This window comes from Planotetraspora mira (assembly GCF_016863275.1).
GTDB classification, from domain to species: Bacteria; Actinomycetota; Actinomycetes; order Streptosporangiales; family Streptosporangiaceae; genus Planotetraspora; species Planotetraspora mira.
This window is the reverse complement of the sequence record NZ_BOOO01000051.1, coordinates 25,299-39,506: the sequence shown is the minus strand read 5'-3', so window position 1 is coordinate 39,506 and position 14,208 is coordinate 25,299. Positions and strand designations below refer to the sequence as shown.

The 14,208-nt window shown below is 68.2% G+C and carries 15 protein-coding genes, 1 tRNA gene and 1 pseudogene; 5 read left to right on the top strand and 12 right to left on the bottom strand.

The features are described 5' to 3' along the window. Nucleotides 1-316: 316 nt before the first annotated feature. Nucleotides 317-1,042, bottom strand: a complete 726-nt coding sequence (locus Pmi06nite_RS39050) for a TetR/AcrR family transcriptional regulator (protein WP_203958285.1) — start codon at nt 1,040-1,042, stop codon at nt 317-319. A gap of 110 nt (nt 1,043-1,152) precedes the next feature. On the opposite strand from Pmi06nite_RS39050, the gene Pmi06nite_RS39045 reads away from it, so the two are divergent. Beyond that, the gene (locus Pmi06nite_RS39045) at nt 1,153-1,392 is read left to right on the top strand and encodes a hypothetical protein (RefSeq protein WP_203958284.1); all 240 of its coding nucleotides are present in this window, start codon (nt 1,153-1,155) and stop codon (nt 1,390-1,392) included. Nucleotides 1,393-1,550: 158 nt separating this feature from the next. Here Pmi06nite_RS39045 and Pmi06nite_RS39040 read toward each other — a convergent pair. From Pmi06nite_RS39040 to Pmi06nite_RS39020, 5 genes and pseudogenes are all read right to left on the bottom strand, one after another. Further along, nucleotides 1,551-1,679: pseudogene (locus Pmi06nite_RS39040) on the bottom strand (IS481 family transposase); the annotation flags it as partial. Between the two features lie 181 nt (nt 1,680-1,860). Beyond that, nucleotides 1,861-2,457: a response regulator gene (locus tag Pmi06nite_RS39035; protein WP_203958318.1), complete on the bottom strand. Its 597-nt coding sequence runs from the start codon at nt 2,455-2,457 to the stop codon at nt 1,861-1,863. After that, nucleotides 2,457-3,542 carry a sensor histidine kinase gene (locus Pmi06nite_RS39030; protein ID WP_203958283.1) on the bottom strand — a complete coding sequence of 362 codons (1,086 nt, stop codon included), beginning with the start codon at nt 3,540-3,542 and terminating at the stop codon, nt 2,457-2,459. Before Pmi06nite_RS39030 ends, Pmi06nite_RS39035 begins: the two co-directional genes overlap by 1 nt. 4 nt (nt 3,543-3,546) lie before the next feature. Continuing rightward, a complete protein-coding gene (locus tag Pmi06nite_RS39025) occupies nt 3,547-4,236 on the bottom strand; it encodes an ABC transporter permease (RefSeq protein WP_203958282.1) in 690 nt (229 codons plus the stop codon). After that, nucleotides 4,233-4,946 carry an ABC transporter ATP-binding protein gene (locus tag Pmi06nite_RS39020; protein ID WP_203958281.1) on the bottom strand — a complete coding sequence of 238 codons (714 nt, stop codon included), beginning with the start codon at nt 4,944-4,946 and terminating at the stop codon, nt 4,233-4,235. The genes Pmi06nite_RS39025 and Pmi06nite_RS39020 overlap by 4 nt, the downstream gene beginning before the upstream one ends. Before the next feature lie 130 nt (nt 4,947-5,076). Between Pmi06nite_RS39020 and Pmi06nite_RS42820 the strand changes: the two genes are divergently transcribed. Next, the gene (locus tag Pmi06nite_RS42820) at nt 5,077-5,205 is read left to right on the top strand and encodes a hypothetical protein (RefSeq protein WP_275409651.1); all 129 of its coding nucleotides are present in this window, start codon (nt 5,077-5,079) and stop codon (nt 5,203-5,205) included. 49 nt (nt 5,206-5,254) lie between these two features. Here Pmi06nite_RS42820 and Pmi06nite_RS39015 read toward each other — a convergent pair. After that, nucleotides 5,255-5,336: transfer RNA gene (locus tag Pmi06nite_RS39015), tRNA-Gly, on the bottom strand. Between the two features lie 220 nt (nt 5,337-5,556). Beyond that, a complete protein-coding gene (locus Pmi06nite_RS39010; RefSeq protein WP_203958280.1) occupies nt 5,557-6,171 on the bottom strand; it encodes a DUF6707 family protein in 615 nt (204 codons plus the stop codon). 223 nt (nt 6,172-6,394) lie between these two features. Between Pmi06nite_RS39010 and Pmi06nite_RS39005 the strand changes: the two genes are divergently transcribed. Continuing rightward, nucleotides 6,395-6,973: a DUF3885 domain-containing protein gene (locus tag Pmi06nite_RS39005; protein ID WP_203958279.1), complete on the top strand. Its 579-nt coding sequence runs from the start codon at nt 6,395-6,397 to the stop codon at nt 6,971-6,973. Here Pmi06nite_RS39005 and Pmi06nite_RS39000 read toward each other — a convergent pair. Both Pmi06nite_RS39000 and Pmi06nite_RS38995 read right to left on the bottom strand, forming a co-directional pair. Beyond that, a complete protein-coding gene (locus Pmi06nite_RS39000; protein ID WP_203958278.1) occupies nt 6,932-7,717 on the bottom strand; it encodes an SDR family NAD(P)-dependent oxidoreductase in 786 nt (261 codons plus the stop codon). The genes Pmi06nite_RS39005 and Pmi06nite_RS39000 overlap by 42 nt on opposite strands. Before the next feature lie 220 nt (nt 7,718-7,937). After that, nucleotides 7,938-8,807 carry an LLM class flavin-dependent oxidoreductase gene (locus Pmi06nite_RS38995; RefSeq protein ID WP_203958277.1) on the bottom strand — a complete coding sequence of 290 codons (870 nt, stop codon included), beginning with the start codon at nt 8,805-8,807 and terminating at the stop codon, nt 7,938-7,940. A 631-nt stretch (nt 8,808-9,438) separates the two neighbouring features. Between Pmi06nite_RS38995 and Pmi06nite_RS38990 the strand changes: the two genes are divergently transcribed. Together Pmi06nite_RS38990 and Pmi06nite_RS38985 are read left to right on the top strand one after the other, a co-directional pair. Next, the gene (locus Pmi06nite_RS38990; RefSeq protein ID WP_203958276.1) at nt 9,439-10,758 is read left to right on the top strand and encodes a Dyp-type peroxidase; all 1,320 of its coding nucleotides are present in this window, start codon (nt 9,439-9,441) and stop codon (nt 10,756-10,758) included. Between the two features lie 157 nt (nt 10,759-10,915). Beyond that, a complete protein-coding gene (locus tag Pmi06nite_RS38985; RefSeq protein WP_203958275.1) occupies nt 10,916-11,947 on the top strand; it encodes a YVTN family beta-propeller repeat protein in 1,032 nt (343 codons plus the stop codon). Between the two features lie 74 nt (nt 11,948-12,021). On the opposite strand, the gene Pmi06nite_RS38980 is transcribed toward Pmi06nite_RS38985, so the two are convergent. Together Pmi06nite_RS38980 and Pmi06nite_RS38975 are read right to left on the bottom strand one after the other, a co-directional pair. Then, complete coding sequence (locus Pmi06nite_RS38980; protein WP_203958274.1) at nt 12,022-13,449, bottom strand: sensor histidine kinase; 1,428 nt, start codon at nt 13,447-13,449, stop codon at nt 12,022-12,024. Continuing rightward, a complete protein-coding gene (locus tag Pmi06nite_RS38975) occupies nt 13,446-14,174 on the bottom strand; it encodes a response regulator transcription factor (protein ID WP_203958273.1) in 729 nt (242 codons plus the stop codon). The genes Pmi06nite_RS38980 and Pmi06nite_RS38975 overlap by 4 nt, the downstream gene beginning before the upstream one ends. Between the last annotated feature and the right edge of the window lie 34 nt (nt 14,175-14,208).

Sequence of the window (14,208 nt, the reverse complement as noted above, 5' to 3'; positions counted from 1 at the left end):
CACGTTCGATTAGAGGGCCGGGGCCTAATCCTGCGGGAGTGGACCGTCGCTGACGTGCCCACGATGGTCGAGCTATTCGACGAGCCACCACGCCTGGGCGGCGGGCGGCCCAGGACCCGCCCGGACCGGGTCCTGGCCGACAAGGCCTACACCTCCAAGACCAACCGCGCCTACCTGCGGCGACACGGAATCAAAGCCACCATTCCGAGCAAGGCTGAATCCTCATCGCCGCGATCAACGAATGGCTCTGATCGACTTTTATACAGGCCCTAGTGCGGCCCCGAGGCACTCCGGATCCGTACGGCCGGTGGACCGGTCATGGCTGCTCCGCAAGGATGCGGTTCAGGTGGTAGTCCACGGTGCGCCGCACGTCCGCCCGGGTGCGGCGCCGGTGCAGTAGGTCGAGTCCGAGTCCGGTCACGCCGCCGACGAGCAGGTCCGCCTCCCGGGCCGCGTCAGTCGAGGGCCGGGCGCCGGCCGCGGTGATCAGGGCGGCGACCAGGTCCTCCAGCGGGCTGCCCTCGTGCAGGAAGACCGCCGCCAGCGCAGGATCCGTGAGGCTCCGCGCGTAGTAGGCGGTCATCACCCGCAGGCTCGTGCGGCGCTCGTCGTCGAGTGGAAGCAGTTCCTCGAGGGTGGCACGCAGCAGCATCCGCGGGTCGGACGCGTCACGCAGCGCCGCGATCCGTTCCTGGGCCCGGCGTTCGTTCTCCCTGTGCAGCATCTGCAGGGCGGTTACCAGCAGGTGGTGCTTGTCGGTGAAGTGGTATTGCACCACCCGCGGGGACACGCCCGCCTCGGCGGCGATCTCCCGGACGGTGGCCATCTGGAGGCCGCGCTCGGCGGCGATCCGCCAGACCGCCTCGGCGATCTGGCGTCGGCGACCGGCCGGCTCCGGCGCGGCGGGTGCCGGGACCGGCGGGTTCCTGCGGGACCGGTACGCGCGGGCCTGGCAGGCGCGAGAGCAGTAGACCGGGCGGCGTCCGCGCCCGGACGGCCGCAGCGGGCCACGGCAGGCTCGGCATCTCGTTTCGTCACGCACATGCCCAGCCTAGTTGCATCATTACCGTGATGTATTGGCCCGTAAGGCCTTGCCGACAGGGATTGCTGATGGTGTCGTTGATACGTTCGTATCAACGACGGGAGTGGATTGTGAACGAAGCCTGGTACCGGCTGGCAATGCTTCTCACGCTCATCGCGGGCGTCTGGGAGGGCCCGATGGCGATCATCTTCCGCGCGTTCACCGACAAGGGCCCGAATGCGTTGGTGGCGGCCAACTACCTGCCCGCCCCGTGGTGCTACGTCGTCGCCGTCGCGGCGGCGGCTGTCGCGTTCGCGGTGATCGCCGTCCTGGACACTCGGCATAAAAGGGCGATGTCCGCCGCCGGATGATCCCGCGACGGCTCCGTGTCCGCGAAGGCGGCATCAACCGCCTCAAACGAACTCGCCGTCCGCTACCAAACCGGCTGGCCGCCGACACCCGGTTCCCGCTCAGCAGGGCCGAGCTCGCCACGTTCACATCGCCGCGATCACCGAGTTTGATGCAGGCCCTAGGTGTATTGACCCGCAGGGTTGTTGACGCGGGTGATCGGTGGCCGGCCTTCGAGTTCGGTGTGGCAGCGGTGGTAGTTGTAGTTGTGCAGGAAGTCTTGCAGGGCGTTGGTGCGTTCGGCGTCGGTCATGTCGCCTACTCGACCGCCACGTCTGCACCCGGGGCCCCGATCTCGCCACCGCGCTGAGGCGGCTCGGCTATCTCGACGTGCTGCTGTACGCCGACGGGATCGAGGACTGGATCCGGTCCGGCCTGCCCGTGGAGAACCCCGGGACCGAAACGTCGCGACCAGGCGTGACCAGGACGAGTCACAGGAGTCCGCGTTCCATGGCCACGACGACCGCCGCGGCCCTGCTGTCGACGCCGAGCTTGGCGAAGACGTGCTTGAGATGCGTCTTGACCGTCGTCTCGCTGATCAGCAGGGTCCTGGCGATCTCCTTGTTCGCCGCGCCGCGCGCCACCAGGCGGAGCACCTCCACCTCCCGCGGGCTCGGCTCCTGGGTAGGGGGCCTGCCGATGATGGCGGACGCGATCGACGGGGCCAGGACCGCTCCTCCGGCGGCGGCCGTGCGAACCGCCCGGTGCAACTCCTCCCGTGGTGCGTCCTTCAGCAGGTAACCCGCGACCCCGGCGGCCATGGCCCGCATCACGTCCGCGTCCGTGTCGTACGTGGTCAGAACGATCACCTTGATCTCCGGATGGTCGGCGTGCAGCCGCTCGATCGCGCCCACCCCGTCGAGTCCTGGCATGCGCAGGTCCATGAGCACCACGTCCGGGCGTGCCCGCCTGGCCATGGCCAGCGCCTCGAACCCGTCGGACGCCTCCGCCACGACCTCGATGTCGGTCACGTGGTCGAACATGCCGCGCAGCCCGTCACGGACCACCGGATGGTCGTCGACGATCATCAGCTTGAGGGGATGCGCAGGCACAGCGCCGTCCCTTCCCCCGGAGCGGACTCCACCGTCAGCGTGCCGCCCACCCCGCCGGCCCGCTCGCGCATGGCGGCCAGCCCGTACCCCTGGCTCCGCGCGGCCGGGTCGAACCCCACTCCGTCGTCGAACACGTCGAGCGTCACTTCGTCGTCCATGTAGGTCAGCGTGATCGCCACCCTGCCCGCTCGCGCGTGCTTGGCGACGTTGGACAGCCCTTCCTGCGCCGCCCGCAGCAACGTTGCCCCCACCTCGCCCGCCAGCGGCCGGCGCGTCCCCTCCACCGACACGGTCGCCGTCAGGCCCGACGTCCGCGACCACCGGGCGGCCACCTCCGTGAGCGCCGCGTCGAGTTGGGCGTCGGCCAGCGGCCCCGGCCGCAGCGCGTCCACGGAACGCCGTGCCTCCCGCAGGTTGTCACGCGCCAGCTCCTTGGCCAGCGAGATCCGCTTCTGTACGGCGGGCAGGTCGGACATCGCCTGCTCGGCCGCCTCCAGCTGGGTGATGATCCCACTCAGCCCCTGGGCGATGGTGTCGTGGATCTCCCTTGCCAGCCTCGCCCGTTCCTCCAGCACCCCGACCGTTCTGTTCTGCGCGCTCTGCCTGGACACGTAGTCCACGAACAGCCCGATCGCCACCACAAGGCCGGCCGCTCCGGTGAGCTCCCAAAGGGCGCCGGGTTCGTCCAGCCTGCCCCGTGCGGCGAAGGTGCACAGGACCGTCGCCACCGCCCCCGCGTAGGACCAGGGGCCGGCCAGCATGAGGTAAGACTGGGGCATCAGGCCGAAGATCACCACGTCGAAGGCGCGGTCGCCGACCACCAGCGCGACGTAGAGCCCGCAGATCACGACCAGGTGGAACGCCATCGGGTTGAGCCGCCCGATCAGCTCCGGCCGTCGTACGACGAAGAACCAATGCCAGAGGGCCATCAGCGCGACGATGCCCAGTGTCAGCGGCTCGAGGCCGCCTTCCTCGCCGATCGACAGGATCGACCCGAGGGCCAGGCAGGCGTAGAAGAGCCAATGGAAGGCACGCGACCAGCGCGCCTCCCAGATGCTCATGTCGTTACTCCCATCGGAACAGCGCAGCGGCGACGGCCGTGCCAGCCACGATTATCCCGGCGAGGATCATCATCGGGAAGACCGCGGCGGTGCCGGACCACCCGTCGCTCAGCGCCTGAACGCCCGGGGTCAGCGGCAGGAAGTCGCCGATCTGGCGCAGCGAGTCGGGCAGTGCCTTCCTGGGCACGGCCGCACCAGCCAGGAAGATCATCGGAAACATGACCAGCATCCCGATCAGGCTCGCGCCCCTGGTGTTGCGCACGACCGCCGCGATCACGAACCCCAGCGAGCAGACCATCACCGAGCACAACAGGAAGGCGGCGGCCAGCAGAAGCACGTTCCGCGGCGCCTCGACGTCGAACACCACGATCGAGGCGACCACCAGCACCACCGCCCCCGCCAGTGCCGCGACGACCTGCGCCACCAGCTGGCCGGCGAGCAGCAGAACGGGGGAGATCGGCGTGGCGGCCAGCCGCTTGAGCACCTTGCGTTCGCGGTAGGAGGCCACGACGCCGGGCAGCGCGCCCATCCCGCCGATGGCGGCGATCATCGCGATGTACCCGGGTACGGCGCCGCTCTCGCCACGCTTCAGCACCAGCAGCATGAGCGGAAACGCCATCATGAAGAACATCGAGGCGGGGTCACGAAGCAGCAGCCGCAGCTCAGTGGCTGTGAGAGAGGTGAACGCCTTCATCGGTCCGCACCCTCCAGCGCGAAGTAGGCCTCTTCCAGAGAGGCGGTACCGGTCCCAGCGATGATCTCGCTCGGGCTGCCCATGGCCCTGACCCGGCCGCGGGCGAGGACGGCGACCCGGTCGCAGAGCGCCTCGGTCTCGTCGAAGTAGTGGCTGACCAGCACGACGGTGGTGCCCGCCGTCTTGAGATCCTTGACCAGCCGCCAGGTCTCCCTACGCGCGATCGGGTCGAGGCCCGTGGTCAGCTCGTCGAGCACGACCACCTCGGGGTCGCCGACTAGGGCGAGCGCGAGCATCAGCCGCTGCTTCTGGCCGCCGGACAGGTCGCCGAACGCCTTCCGCGCCAGCGGCTTGAGCCCCCAGCGTTCCATCACCTGCCGCCAGTCGACCGCCCTTTTGTAGAAGGAGCCGAACATGCGCAGCGCCTCAGCCACCTTGATCCGCTCCGGCAGCGAGCTCTCCTGCAACTGCGCCCCGACTCGCTGCGCCAGCGCCCGCCGCCTGCGCGCCGGGTCCTCGCCGAGCACCCGGACCGTGCCCCCGTCGGGCCGCCTGAGCCCGATCAGGCACTCGACGGTCGTGGTCTTGCCTGCCCCGTTGTGGCCGACAAGCCCGAACGTCTCGCCGGTCCGTACCGTGAACGTGACACCGTCCACGGCGTGCGTGCCTCCGTACGTCTTGCGGAGTTCTCTCACCTCGATGGCTTCCATGCTCAAAGCGTCGTGCGACGGCGAGCCGTACGGCATCGCCCATCACGGCGCCCGGCATCCTCCATTCGAGGGATGCCGTCTGCGGTGGCGGTGTGGTCACCCCCGGTTCCGATCGGAGGAACCCATGGTCTTGAGTCGTATTGCGCGAGAGCTCGCCGCCGAGATCGCCCAGCACGACTGGTCGGACGCTCCTTACCAGGCGGACGGCGCCGCAATCGCAACCTGCGGCAACATCAGGCAGAAGACTGCCGGCAACTGACGCCGTGATCGCTTATTCGCGATCACGGCTCCGACCTGCCGAAACAGTGTCGGGACGACAGGATTTGAACCTGCGACCCCTTGACCCCCAGGAAGTGGGGGTAGGCGTTTTTGCAGCTCAACAGCGTTCAGGTAGCCATGCACGACGTTTGGTGACGTGCACGTTGTTCGGCTGCATGCACGTGTGGTCCCCGACCACGTGGCTTAGCTCCGACCGCCCCCAGCACCAGGGGTCATGGCGGTCTTCATCGAAAGGCGAGCGTACTGGGCCGAGGCAATGATCTCTACGTCGTCACCGGGCGCAGTCGGCTGAAGGCGGGTTTCCTTGCGAATCGCGTCCGCTGCTCGTAGGTCAGATCTTCTTCAGGCGCCGCAGGTGAGCCGTCTTGTCCGCGAACTCCTGCCGGATCCTTGCCATCGGCCAGGTGCCTGAGCCACTCCAGATCGCCAGAAATGCCAGCTCGCCCAACTGTGCGAGGGTGTAGTTGAGATCATGGTTGGCACGATTGCGCTCCTGCCACTCGACCTGCCATCCGCCCAGCCGGTTGGCCATGGCGGACCGCGTCCTATCCGACCAATCCTCACGGCGCCCGTACGCCCCGACGATATGCGCCCGGCAGGTGTCGGCAAGCTCGGCGTCGCTCTGCTCCGCGAGCCACGCAGTGAGCGCCAGGACACTCTCCACCGGGCCATACTGCGTGTAGTCGCCCTGAAATGGAAACACCAGCAGAGCCCGCCCGACCGCTTGCGCCTCATCATCGCGGTCGTAGACGTGCAACCAGGAAGCCAACTCGTCGAGCCGCTGCAATGACTCTCGGCGGGTCAGAGAGAGCTTCTTCAGCGTAGAAACTTTGGTCCGCTTCAGGAACGGGACAATCTCGTGGTCTGGCGCAAGCGCCAAGCTGAGCTGACGACGCATGTCCTCGGACAGAGCAAGCAGCTCAGCACGGGTGACGGAGGTTTGCATGGCGGCAGTTTAGGTGCGTGGTACGACGTCGGGTCGCGCGCGAACTCGGGTCGATCGAAATCATTCCCACGCCTCGCGCTTGCGGAGCACCCGTCGTGGCCGCCTGGCGGCTGCGCCCCAGACCGGGTCGTTTGCCCGTCTGCCAGGTCGTCGGCTAAAACAGCGTGGTGATCGTGTCTGGTGTCGTCGATCCGCAAGCACTGAGCCGGCTCTGGGAGCGGCAGTGGCCCGAGTGCCCGCCCATTGCCACTGGCTTCGCGGTCACTGTCCAGACCGCTGGATCAGGTTCCACAGCCTTCCGGAATCCAAGCGCTACCCGGACAACGAGGCGGAATACACCATCGTGCTCGACCGCCATTACACCGCGCTGGCTGAACTCGATCCGGACCCAGAACTCCTGGTCATCACGGCCGACTGGACGGACACTCCGGCACCCACACCCCCGAAGTGGCCCAGGCGGTCAGAAGTCGCACCGTTAGCACAGCACTGGCAGACCCTCATCGAAGACCCAGACGACGACCCCGACTTCCGCATCTACACGCAGCTCTATGCCGAGACACGACCATGGCGGCCCCGCATCATCGATGCCATATTGCGAGCGGTCGCAGACGACGAAATCTACAGCGTGATCCTTAGCCCTCCCGACCTCCGGTGGCTGTATCACCCGTATGACGGCGGCGCCGACGTCATCCTGCCCACGCGCGCCGAACGCCGGCCCGGCCGTGTCGCCATCGGTGCCCGTCCGCTCGACGCGTGTACCTCACCATGGCGGAGAGGGGATGGCACCTTCCTCTTGGATTGAGTTCCCGCCGTCGACCACGAAGACCTGGCCGGTGATGTAGCTCGCCTCCGGAGACGCGAGAAAGGCCACCAGACCGGCTACCTCTTCGGCGGTGCCCGACCGCCCCAACGGTGTGGCCGCGCCCAGCATCAGCTCCCGGTCGGTGGAGGAGCCTGTCGCGATCCACCCGGGAGCCACCGCGTTGACGGTCACGCCCCGCTTCGCCACCTCGATCGCCACGCTGCGGGTTAGACCGACGACTCCGGCCTTGGCCGCGTGGTAGGCGCTGTCGCCGCTGAAGGCGAGGACCGGTCCGGAGACCGAGGCCATATTGACGATCCGGCCGTAGCCGCCGGCCAACATGGGCTCCAGCGCCGCCCGGGTCATGAAGAACGCGGTGTCCAGGTTGCGGGCGATCGACCGTTGCCACTGGTCGTTGGAGATCCGGCCGATTTCTGCCGAGTCGTCGGGGTCGCTCACCGAGGTCATGCCCGCGTTGTTGATCAGCACGTCCAGCCGGCCGTACCGTTCGGTGGCCAGGCGGACCAGTTCTCCGGCGGCGCTGGGGTCGGTGAGGTCCGCGGCGAGGCCCGCCGCCTCGGCGCCATGCTCCCGCAATTCGGCAGCGCGTTCATGAATGCGCTCCGTGGTGGAGGTCAGCACTACGCGCATCCCGTCCGCGACGAGCCGCCGTGCGCAGGCGAAACCGATACCGTCGGCGCTGCCCGCGCCGGTGACGACGGCGACCGACCGCGTCTGTGCCATGGAAGGTTTCATCGGTCCACCAGGTCCTTGATCGCATCACGATGCCCCCGCTCGGCGCCGCCGTTTCGGCATCTGGGGTTCGCATCATCGCATTGGCACCGCCCGCTCAAAGGCGCTGCCCCTTCCGGGAGGTCAACCGCCATCGTCGCCATCGCATCACTCACACTGCGCGTCCTGAAGGGATGGTGAGGTGCCGGCTGCGACGGAGCCGAAGGGCCGGTTATGCCAGCGTCTCGGCGAAGCGGTCGATCTGCCCCATGTCCACGGACCAGCAGTAAAAGATGATCTCGTCGGCTCCGACGTCCGTCACCTGCTGGACGGCGTCGCGGACCTCGTCAGGGGTGGTGAGCATCCTCTGCACGACCATCTCGGTGTAATCCGGCGGCATGTCCATGTAGTGGGGTCCGCTGTAATAACGGTGAAGGTGACCGCGTGCCTCTTCGATGGTCGGCTCCGGGCCGAGAGCGGCGTTGAGCTGGGCGACCAGTTTGGGGCGGCCGCTACGGCCGGCCGACCGCCATGCCTGCTCGGTGGCACGGAAGAGCCGGTCCATTTCGGTCAGCGGCGATGCGCTCAGCAGGCCGTCCCCGAAACGAGCGATGCGCTCGATGGCGGCCGGCTTGAGCGCGCCGAAAAGAATCTCCGGGCCGCCTTCGCGTACGGGCGCCGGCCCGATCGGCCCGCTCTCCTCCCCGTACGGCTCCCCGGACCAGATACGGCGCATGTCCATCATGATCTCGTTGAGGCGTGCTCCACGGCCATGGGAATCGACTCCCGCAGCCAGGTAGTCGTCCCGTCGCCCTCCCAGCCCGATGCCGAGTGTGAGCCGGCCGCCCGACAGACGATCGAGGGTGGCGGCCTGTTTGGCCATGAGAGCGGGCTCGCGAAGCGGCGCAAGCAGCACTTCCGTCTGCACGCGGATCCGGCTGGTGACACCCGCGAGCGCGGCGAGCATCACGAGCGGTTCCGGATTGTCGTACACCAACCGGTCCAGCAGGGCGAGGGTGCTGAACGGACCGGCGTCCGCGCTCCGGGCCCAGTCGAGCAGCAGAGGCGGATCGCTGATGGGCAGGCCAAGGCCGACGTTCATGAGTGACACCCCCGTGGTCCGGGCCAACTCAACCACGCACTCCCCACCGGCCCCGACCACCGCCACGCCACGTTTACTCACATGGCGCTCTGCGAACCGGCTGCTCGGCGATCCGGGCCGACCAGCCTGGCGAAGACACTGACGGGGGAGGCGGCGCCGCGCCGCCGGCGCATGAACCTCCAGCAATCGACGGCCCTGACATCGCGATCTTGGTCAGCCTGCGGGAAAACATGGAGACCGCTCCTTTCGTTCGATGGAACGAACCTCGCGAGCCGCGCTGAGACTCCCCCAGAAATGAATGAAAAATCCCTTAAAACCTGGACGCGATCCCATCTCGTGGACACCCGATCGTTCGGGACGGTGTGTCCTGGGAGGAATCGCGTGCGGGTACGGGTGTGGACAGGCCCTTGAACAGCCCGAACGGCGCGTGAGATCGACCGCGCCCTGCAGCTAGCATGGATGTCGGGAGTTCCGCTGGAGTGGGTTCGAAGCGGGGGCTATCCGCGAGGACGGCAAACGTCGAAAGCGGGATCGAGGCGTGTTCCCTTTGGCTTGATAAGGGCGACAGGCTCGTTTCCCATCGAGTCAGAGCGCGAGCCGATGAACATGACCCGAAAAGTAACTTTGTCGGGTGCTCAGAGGTCAGGGCGAAACCATGACTGACCAAAGGCCCCCAGAAGACGGATGGAGCGACGGAGAGTGTCCGGCGGGCGCCTTTACGCGGCGGTCGTTCCTCCAGGGCACAGTCGCTGCCGGCCTCGCCGGCGCGGTGGGCAGGAGCCTGCTGGGCGGCGAGTCGGCCCACGTCGCCGCGCCGAGCGGCGAGGGCACGCGCACGAGTGCGATTCCGTTCCACGGCTACCATCAGGCGGGCATCGCCACTCCTCCACAGACGATCGGGTCCTTCGTCTCCTTCGACGTGACTGCCTCTGACCGCCGAGAACTCGCGGAGTTGTTCCGCACGCTGACCGGGCGGGCCCGATTCCTCACTGCGGGCGGTATGCCCCCGAAGGCGTCCCCTGGATCAGCGCCGCCGGACGACGGCATCCTGGGCCCCAAGGTCGCACCGGACGATCTGACCGTCACCGTCGCCCTCGGCGCGACCCTCTTCGACGGCCGCTACGGAATGGGCGCACGCAAACCGGTTCAGCTCATCACCATGCAGCCCTTCCGCCACGACGACCTGAACCTCGAGCTGTCCCAGGGCGACGTGCTGATACAGCTGTGCGCCGGGCACCGCGACACGACGGTGCACGCGCTGCTGGACATCCTGGCCCACACAGGAAGCGCGATGAGGCCGCGCTGGCGAATCGACTGCCAGCGCAATCCGCCGCGCCCCATCGGTACCCCGCGGGACTGGTTCGGTTTCAAGGACGGCATCGCCAACCCCGACACCACCAACGCCGCCCAGATGAATCAGGTGGTCTGGGTGCAGCCGCACACCGCTGAGCCCGCGTGGGCGGCAGGCGGTACCTACCAGGTGCTGCGCATCGTCCATTTCGACCTCGACGCGTGGCAGAAAGTGCCCCTCACGCAGCAGGAGCGGATCTTCGGCCGCCGCAAGGCCAGCGGCGCTCCCATGTACGCCATGGACGAAAACGCCTCGGACCTCCTTGATCCCATCTATACCAACGACCCGCAGGGACTGATCACCCCACTGAACTCGCACATCCGCCTTGCCAATCCGCAGACCCCGGAGACGGCGTCGACCAGCACCATCCTGCGTCGCAGCTACGACTACGACCGGACCCTCGACATACAGGGTGGCCTGGATCTGGGACACGCGTTCTGCTGCTTCCAGCGTGAGCTCAACACCTACATCACCATGCAGACCCGGCTGGAAGGCGAAGCACTGGTGCCTTACATCTCTCCGCGGGGCGGAGGCTACTTCTTCGCCCTTCCCGGCGTGCGCGACGACCGAGATTACTACGCCCGCGGACTCCTGACCTGACTGCCGGAACCGGTCTCCGGCAAGAGGCGGTCCGGTCCACAGACCCGAACCTCTCGCGATGTGCACAGGAGGAGAGATGCATATTCTCCGGCGAACCTATGGGCGGACCCGGGGCGACACTGCTGTCCGGCAGCCCACAGGGGCGCTCCGCCCGGTAGTGAGGGTCGGCATCGGGCTCCTGCTGGCGTCCGGTCTTCTCACCGCGTCGGCCAGTCCGGCCTCGGCGGCGGCTCCCTCCGTGATCGTCCTCCCGGGTGCCAGTGGCCACGTGTACGTCACCAACCAGCTCGACGACACGGTCTCCGTGATCGATGCCCGAACGAACAAGGTCGTCGCGACCGTGCCGGTCGGCTCGGCGCCCGAAGGCGTAACGGTCTCCCCGGACGGCAGGCATGTCTACATCGCCGACAACGGATCCGCCGAGGTCTCGGTGCTTGACACCCGAACCAACAAGATCGTCGGCACTGTGCCGGTCGGAAAGAGTCCCAGCGGTGTCGACCTGAGCCCAGACGGCAGGTTCCTCTACGTTGCCAACGGCGGTTCGAACAGCGTCTCGGTGCTCGACACCAGAACCAACCGCGTGGCCGCGTCCGTCCCGGTCGGCACCTCCCCTGTCAGCGTGGCCGTCAGTCCCGACGGGGCTGCGGCCTACGTGGCCAACGCCGGGTCGGGCAGCGTGTCCGTCATCGACACCCGTACACATCGGGCCGTCCGGGACCTGCCTGCAGGCCGCTCCCCGGTGGGTGTCGCCGTCACCCCGGACGGCGGGTCGGCCTACATTGCCGATGAGGTGGCAGCGAGCGTCTCGGTTGTCGAAGTCCGTACCGGCACGGTTAGGGCCACCGTGCCGGTCGGCGATGGCCCTTTCGATGTGGCGCTAGGGCCGGACGGCCGGTCGGCCTACGTCGCTGTTCTCGGCCCGGGCAACGTATCCGTGATCGACACTCGTAGTCACCGCATCTCGGCGACTGTTTCCGTGGGCTCCCCGGGCACCGACCCGTTCAACATGGCGGTCACGTCCAACGCGATCTACGTCACAGAGCAGGGAGCGGGCACCCTCACGGTCATCGACCCGAAGACCCTCAAGATCGTCGCAACCGTCACGGTCGGCAACAGCCCGTACGGCGTGGCAGCCAGCCCACAACGCCTCTCGACCATCAGCCCCAGCACCTCGCGTCCCCGCGCTTAGGCGCGGCCTGTCGAGCTCCAAGTCTCCCGCGGCACGCGCTGAGGCCGACGGAAGGTGGCCGACACAGGAATCGGCTAGCGAGGGAGCACCACGCGGAACACGGTGCGGCCGGGCCGGCTGTCCATGTCGACCGTGCCGTTATGGGCCCCCACGACCGCCCGGACGATCGCGAGGCCGAGGCCACTCCCCCCGGAGGCACGCGAGCGCGCCTTGTCCGCCCGGACGAACCGCTCGAAGATCTCCCCCTGCAGCTCATCGGGGATTCCCGGCCCATCGTCGGCGATGGTCAACTCCGCCGCGCTGGAGCCGGAAACCGTCGCGACATCGGCCGTGACGGTAACGGTGACGGTGGTGCCGGACGGGGTGTGGGCACGGGCGTTGCCTAGAAGGTTGGCGACCACCTGGTGGAGCCGGTCGGCGTCGCCGACCACGGTCACCGGTTCCTCGGGCAGTTCCAGCCGCCACCGGTGATCCGGGGCGGACACGTGCGCGTCACCCGTCGCGTCGATGACCACCCTGCTCAGGTCCACCTCGTCTCGGGCCAGCGGCCTGCCTTCATCAAGCCTGGCCAGCAGCAGCAGGTCGTCGACCAGTGCACCCATCCGGAGGGACTCCGCGTCGATCCGCTCCAGCGCGTGCTGGACGTGTGGCGGCATCGGGCCGGTGTTCCGGCGAGCCAGCTCGACGTGTGCCCTGACGGTGGCGAGCGGGGTGCGTAGCTCGTGGCTGGCGTCGGCCGCGAACGTGCGCATCCGCTGCTCGCTCGCGTGCCTGCGGGCCAGGGCGTCTCCGACATGGAAGAGCATGCGGTTGAATGCCGCGCCGACCTGCCCTATCTCGCTTCTCGCGTCGTCGTCCGGCACGGGGTCGGGAAGCTCCACCGCCCCACTGGCCAACGGCAGCTCGGTGACGCGCCGGGCCGTTCCCGCCACCCGTTGCAGGGGGCGCAGCGAGAGCCGTACCCAGATCGTGGCGGCGACGCCGGTGCCGAGCATGACGGCGGCGAAGACGACGGACTCGATGATCTGGAGGCGGTGCACTGTGGCGTTGTCTCCTGCCAAGGGCAGCCCGTTGATCAGCACGTCGCCGTCGGCGCCGGCGATGGCGATCACGCGGTAGTCGCCGAGAGCCGACAAATCCACGGTGTGGGCGCGACCGTCGAGCGGGACCCGGGCCAGGCAGGACGCGTCGGCTGCGGGGAAGCTGATACGGGAGTTCCCGGACGCCACGACCACGGCGGCGTCGGTCACCTGCCCGCCCATGAGGCGTACGCCGAGAGTGCCGGGTGACTGCCCTCGGCTGTCGCCGAGGTCGCCGTTCTCAATGTGGTGCTCCAGGCTGGCGGCGAACTTGCCGACCGTCATCGACAGCTGCTGGTCCACGCGATCGAGGAGGGACCTTTCCAACGCGAGAGAGGTGGCCACGCCGACCGCCGCGCAGGCGAGCGCGAGCAGCACGAGCACGCCGGCCACCAGGCGGCCCCGGAGGGTGCGGGGCCTCATGGCTTGAGGACGTATCCCACGCCCCGAACCGTGTGAATGAGCGACGACCGTCCCGCATCGATCTTCTTGCGCAGGTAGCTGATGTAGAGCTCCACGACATGGGCCTGGCCGCCGAAGTCGTAGGACCAGACCCGGTCGAGGATCTGGGCCTTGCTGAGCACCCGGCGCGGGTTGCGCATGAGAAAGCGCAGCAGCTCGAACTCGGTCGGCGTGAGTTCCACCAACTCGCCGCCGCGGGTCACCTCCCGCGCGTCTTCGTCCATCACCAGATCTCCGACGATCAGCCGGTTTCCCTCCGTCGCCCGGGCCCTGCCGGCACGGCGCAGCAGCCCGCGCAGACGGGCCAGAACCTCCTCCAGGCTGAACGGCTTGGTCACGTAGTCGTCGCCGCCCGCGGTGATCCCGGCGATGCGGTCCTCCACGGCGTCCCTGGCGGTCAGGAACAACACGCACACATGTGGCGCCTCGGCCCGCAGGCGACGCAGCACCTCGAGGCCGTCGATGTCGGGCAGCATGATGTCGAGCAGCACCGCATCGGGGTGGAACTCGCGGGCGGCGCTCACCGCCGCCGCGCCGTCCGCCGCGGTGCGCACCTCCCAGCCCTCGTAGCGCAGCACCGCGCTGAGCACTTCGACGAGGTCCGGCTCGTCGTCGACGACGAGGACGCGGACGGGCGTTCCATCTGGGCGAAGCAGGTCGGGAAGACCATCGGAGGTCGTACGCATGATGATGTCAGGGTCCTCCCTAATCTCGACGCGG